The organism is Streptomyces sp. PU-14G, from assembly GCF_041028275.1.
GTDB lineage: Bacteria > Actinomycetota > Actinomycetes > Streptomycetales > Streptomycetaceae > Streptomyces.
Window position 1 is genome coordinate 1 of record NZ_JASKYT010000502.1, and the last position, 3813, is coordinate 3813.

4 protein-coding genes are annotated in these 3813 nt (G+C 73.8%); 3 read left to right on the forward strand and 1 reads right to left on the reverse strand.

Going from position 1 to position 3813, the window contains the following annotated elements:
* Positions 1-48: 48 nt before the first annotated feature.
* The gene (gene dtd, locus AB8Z75_RS32350; protein ID WP_369208293.1) at positions 49-474 is read right to left on the reverse strand and encodes a D-aminoacyl-tRNA deacylase; all 426 of its coding nucleotides are present in this window, start codon (positions 472-474) and stop codon (positions 49-51) included.
* A gap of 163 nt (positions 475-637) precedes the next feature.
* On the opposite strand from dtd, the gene AB8Z75_RS32355 reads away from it, so the two are divergent.
* The 3 genes from AB8Z75_RS32355 (at position 638) to AB8Z75_RS32365 (ending at position 3761) form a co-directional block, all read left to right on the forward strand.
* Positions 638-1192, forward strand: a complete 555-nt coding sequence (locus tag AB8Z75_RS32355; RefSeq protein ID WP_369208295.1) for an ABC transporter substrate-binding protein — start codon at positions 638-640, stop codon at positions 1190-1192.
* Between the two features lie 137 nt (positions 1193-1329).
* Complete coding sequence (locus AB8Z75_RS32360) at positions 1330-2280, forward strand: asparaginase (protein WP_369208297.1); 951 nt, start codon at positions 1330-1332, stop codon at positions 2278-2280.
* A gap of 194 nt (positions 2281-2474) precedes the next feature.
* A complete protein-coding gene (locus AB8Z75_RS32365; protein ID WP_369208299.1) occupies positions 2475-3761 on the forward strand; it encodes a GNAT family N-acetyltransferase in 1287 nt (428 codons plus the stop codon).
* Positions 3762-3813: the final 52 nt, after the last annotated feature.

A 3813-nucleotide genomic window follows, 5' to 3' on the forward strand; every position in this document is an offset into this window, starting at 1 on the left:
CGGGAGGGGCAGCCCGTGCGGGAGGGGCTGCCCGCGCGGGAGGGGCCCTCAGACCTCCACCAGCACCGTGAAAGGCCCGTCGTTCGTCAGGGACACCTTCATGTCGGCCCCGAACTCGCCGGTGGCGACCTCCGCCCCCAACTCCCTCAACCGGTCGACCACTTCGCCGACGAGCGGCTCGGCGACCTCGCCCGGCGCCGCCCCGTTCCACGTGGGCCGGCGCCCCTTGCGCGCGTCACCGTAGAGAGTGAACTGACTGATCACCAGCAGCGGCGCTCCGACATCCGAACACGATTTCTCCCCCTGGAGAATCCGTACGGACCACAACTTGCGCGCGAGCTGCGCCGCCTTCTCTTTCGTGTCGTCGTGCGTGACCCCGACCAGCACGCACAGGCCCTCGCCGACTATCCGACCAACGGTCCGGCCCTCCACGGTGACGCTCGCGCCGTCCACTCTTTGCACCACTGCTCGCATGCCGCCCATCATGCCGCGCCGCTTCCGAGGGCGGGACGCGCCCGCCGTGCGGGGAGAGTGACCGGTGCGAACGGGGGGCACTCAGTGGCACGATGCGCACACGCGGTGCGTTCAGCAGGTGCCGCGCGAGCTACCGCGGACGGGGATGAGGGGACACAAGCCCATGAGCACAACCGGAGCGGGCCGGGCTCACACAGCACGACAGCCCGGAGGCGGAGCCTCCGGACGGCTGCCGGAGGAGGACCGACCGGACCTGCTCGCGCTGAGCCTGCCCGAGCTGCGCGCCCTGAGGCGTACGGCACAGCAGGACGAGGCGGACCTCAGCTACGTCCGCAGACTGCTCCAGGGGCGGATCGACATCCTCCGCGCCGAGCTGGCCCGGCGCGACTCGGCGGGTTCGCCGCTGCTGGACCTGCTGCCGCAGATCCTCACCGACAGTCCGGCGGGCCACCGCTCCGCGCGCCATGTGACTCTCGCCGCACCGCGCGGTGAGAAGTACCGGGCACTGGCCGAGACGATGCTGGCCGAGGTGGAGCTGAGCGACCTGGAGGCCCGCACGGACACCGAGCTGCACGAGGCGATGGCACGACTGGTCGGGTACGAGAGCCAAGTCTCCAGCCGCCGCCAGGAGTTGCAGCGGACCGCCGACGGGTGCAGCACGGAGATCGCCCGCCGCTACCGGGAGGGAGAGGCGCAGGTGGACGATCTCCTGCCGTGAACGGTGGGCCCCCGCCCGCCCCGCTGCGCGGTCGGGAGCGTGCGTTTCGCGGGTCGTCCTGTGCGGTTACGGTGAAGGGTCACGAATGCCGCCAACCCCGTACGCCGGTACGCCGAACATCACCGGAAGGTCCCGAGATGCCCGACATACTCCCCGTGCTCGCCGAGGTCGTCAGGTCCGGCTTCACCGAGGGGCGGCACCGGGGTTCACTGGTGGTGCTGGCGGCGGACGGCAGCGTCACCTGCGCGCTGGGCGACCCGGAGGCGCCGGTCTTCCCCCGCTCGGCGAACAAGCCCTTCCAGGCCTCCGCCGTGCTGCGCTCCGGCCTCGAGCTGTCCGGTGAGCGGCTGGCACTGGCCGCCGCGAGCCACTCGGGAGAGACCTTCCACCTCGACCTGGTGCGCGCGATGCTCGCCGAGCACGGCCTGGCCGAGTCCCACCTGCGGTGCCCGGCCTCCCTCCCGCTGGACGAGGAGGAGACCGAGGCGTTCCTCGCCGCCGGGCACACCCGTACGCCGCTGGCCATGGACTGCTCGGGCAAGCACACGGCCATGCTCGCCGCCTGCCAGTCCGCGGGATGGCCGCTGGAGAGCTACCTCGACCCCGACCACCCGCTGCAGAAGCTGGTCCGCGCCACCCTGGAGGAGGCCACCGGCGATCCGGTGGCGCATGTCGGCGTGGACGGCTGCGGCGCCCCGCTGATGGCCGTCTCACTGACCGGGCTGGCCCGCGGCTTCCGCACGCTCGCACTGGCGCCCGCCGACTCCCCCGAGGGACGGGTCGCCGAGGCGATGCGCGCCCACCCCGAGTACGTCGGCGGAACCCGCAGGCACGACACCTGGCTGATGCGGGAGCTGCCCGGATGCGTCAGCAAGATGGGCGCCGAGGCGGTGCAGGGGCTCGCGCTGCCGGACGGGCAGGCCCTCGCCTTCAAGGTGGAGGACGGCGCGAGCAGGGCACTGGGCCCCGTCGTGGCGCGCGCCCTCTCCGTCCACATGGGAGCGAGCGCGCCCGTGCTCGAACGCCTGTCGACGGTTCCGGTGCTGGGCGGCGGCGTACGGGTCGGCGAGGTGCGCGCCGCGTTCTGAGACGGCGGCGGGGCGGACACGCGGGAGGCGTGCGCGCGGGAGGGCGTGCACGCGGGAGGGCGTGCACGCGGGAGGGCGTGCGCGCGAGGCCGGCGATCGGGAGGCGTGTGCGCGCGAGGCCGGCACTGCCACCGCTGCTGCCGCCGCTCCGAAAACCCGGTGCGGGCAGGGTCCCGCGCGCCTAGCGTGACCGCATGGCGACCGGTCTTGAGATCCGCACCCTGTCCTCCCCCGACGACTTTCCCGAGTGGCTGCGCGCCGTCGCCACCGGCTTCTTCCGCAGCCCCGCCGTGAGCGCCGAAGAGGTCGCGGTCCGCAGGCAGAGCCTCGACAGCCGGGCCGCGCTGGACCGCACACAGGGCGCCTACGACGGCGCCCGGTGCGTGGGCACGTTCCGTACGACGCCGCAGGAGTTGACCGTGCCGGGCGGTGCCGTGCTGCCCGCGTGTGCCGTCACCGCCGTCACCGTCTCCCCCACGCACCGCAGGCGCGGTCTGCTGTCGGCGATGATGGCGAACGCGCTGGACGCCGCGAAGGAGCGGGGGGACGCCTGCGCCAGCCTGGTCGCCGCCGAGTACCCGATCTACGGGCGCTACGGCTTCGGAGCCGCTGCCTGGGCCACCGAATGGGACGTCCACGTCGCCCGCACAGGCCTCGACCGGCGGTACGCGGGCCCCGCCGACGCGGGCGACGGCGGGCGGGTGGACCTGGAGGACGCGGCCGGGTTCCGCGCGTCGATGCCCGCCGTCCACCAGCGGTTCCGCACCGGTGCGCACCGCCAGGGCGCCATCGACAGGAACGAGAAGTGGTGGCGGGCGGCCACCGGGGACCTGCGCTACCCCGACGACGGTTTCACCGCGCCGTTCCACGCGGTCTACCGCGACGCGGAGGGCCGGCCGCAGGGCGGGGTGACCTACGTCTCCGACGACGTGTGGGAGGGCAATCAGCCCGAACAGACCGTCACCGTCAGGGATCTGTTCGCCACCACGGCGGCGGCCGAGGCCGCGCTGTGGCGGTACGTCCTGGCGATGGACTGGGTCCAGCGGGTGCGGACCGGGCTGCGGGCGCCCGACGACGTACTGCCCCAGCTGCTGCCCGACCCGCGTGCCGCCCGCATCGTCAGCCACACCGACTGGCTGTGGATCCGGCCGCTGGACGTGGAGCGCATGCTGACGGCCCGCACCTACGCCGGCGCCGGGACGTCCCTGGTTGTGGACGTGCGCGACAAGGACGGTTACGCGGCCGGCAGGTTCCGGCTGGAGACGGGCGGGCCGCGGGGCACGGCACAGTGCGCCGCCACCCGCGAGGAGCCCGACCTGACCCTCGACGTCTCACAGCTCGCCGCCCTCTACCTGGGAGACGAGTCGGCCGTGCGGCTCGCCGCCCTGGGGCTGCTGGCAGGCCACCGCGAGGGGGCCGTCGAACGGGCGGACGCGCTGTTTCGCACCGCGCGGCGGCCGTGGTGCCAGGACATGTTCTGAGGGCGTCAGGGGTTCGCGGGACCACCGGGGGCAGGAAGTCGCGGGACCACCG

What these genes read in the sequence shown, in the direction of transcription:
- dtd (WP_369208293.1), bottom strand. Translation starts at nt 474, where the DNA reads ATGCGAGCAGTGGTGCAAAGAGTGGACGGCGCGAGCGTCACCGTGGAG.
- AB8Z75_RS32355 (WP_369208295.1), top strand. Translation starts at nt 638, where the DNA reads ATGAGCACAACCGGAGCGGGCCGGGCTCACACAGCACGACAGCCCGGA.
- AB8Z75_RS32360 (WP_369208297.1), top strand. Translation starts at nt 1,330, where the DNA reads ATGCCCGACATACTCCCCGTGCTCGCCGAGGTCGTCAGGTCCGGCTTC.
- AB8Z75_RS32365 (WP_369208299.1), top strand. Translation starts at nt 2,475, where the DNA reads ATGGCGACCGGTCTTGAGATCCGCACCCTGTCCTCCCCCGACGACTTT.